Source organism: Candidatus Pantoea deserta (genome assembly GCF_003813865.1).
GTDB lineage: Bacteria > Pseudomonadota > Gammaproteobacteria > Enterobacterales > Enterobacteriaceae > Pantoea > Pantoea deserta.
Genome location: NZ_RMVG01000065.1, coordinates 1 through 792, shown reverse-complemented (window position 1 = coordinate 792; position 792 = coordinate 1). Strand labels below are relative to the sequence as shown.

The 792-nt window shown below is 56.7% G+C and carries 1 protein-coding gene; it reads left to right on the top strand.

The features are described 5' to 3' along the window. The coding region (locus BBB56_RS23580; RefSeq protein ID WP_158673969.1) for a hypothetical protein at nt 1-318 on the top strand (318 nt) is incomplete at its 5' end. Nucleotides 319-792: the final 474 nt, after the last annotated feature.

Sequence of the window (792 nt, the reverse complement as noted above, 5' to 3'; positions counted from 1 at the left end):
AACTTTTTCCCTGAGCTGAGCGGGGCAAATTATTATTTTGGCCTGGCGCTGTGCGTCATTGCGGCTAAGGTGTTTGCTTCCAGAAAGGAAAGCCCGGAAGGAGACAGCATAGTTTTTCGTGCGCTGCTGCCATTAATTGGTACAGCAATGATTGTTGCAGGTGTTTGGGCATACTCCGCGTCGGTAGACATTACGCCCTCAGACAATGATTTTGCCCTGGTCAGTGAGCCTTTTCCTGAAGAGATTTTTGCTGTTGCGTGTGTCACTACAGGCATCCTGATTCTGATCATGAACATCATTAGGCTGTTAAGAAAATGATGTATGCCGCTGGCGCGCCTGACAGCAATGAAAGCCCCGGCAGGGGCTTTTTTATGCCCGCAATCAGGAAGGATAATTGTGCCGGTATTCGGCACCGCCTGAAAAGCGGGCGGCCCTGCGGGCCGGGAACAGCCGATGCTACTGCACCGGCCATCTCCCTTCACCTGCGCTTTCTCTCTCCGGGACGCTGTCTCACGGTCTTCTCTCTGCTTCCTGCTGCTCTCTGTTCTAGTGTGCTGCGGCTGCTTCTCCGGTTTCCTGTCCCTGAAGGTCAACGGCATTAACAGCCTGATGGCCCCCTTCGGCTCCCCGGCATTGCCGGGTCGTCGAACCCCACTCCGCTAACCGGCAGAGCCGGTAAGCTCCGCCGAATCCCTTCGGGGTTCGGGCCTGACGGCCAGGGTCTGATGGCGAACGGCCAGGTCAATCCCTGCAGCCGGCTGGCGCCGGCGCGTTCACTGGCCACAAAAAGAT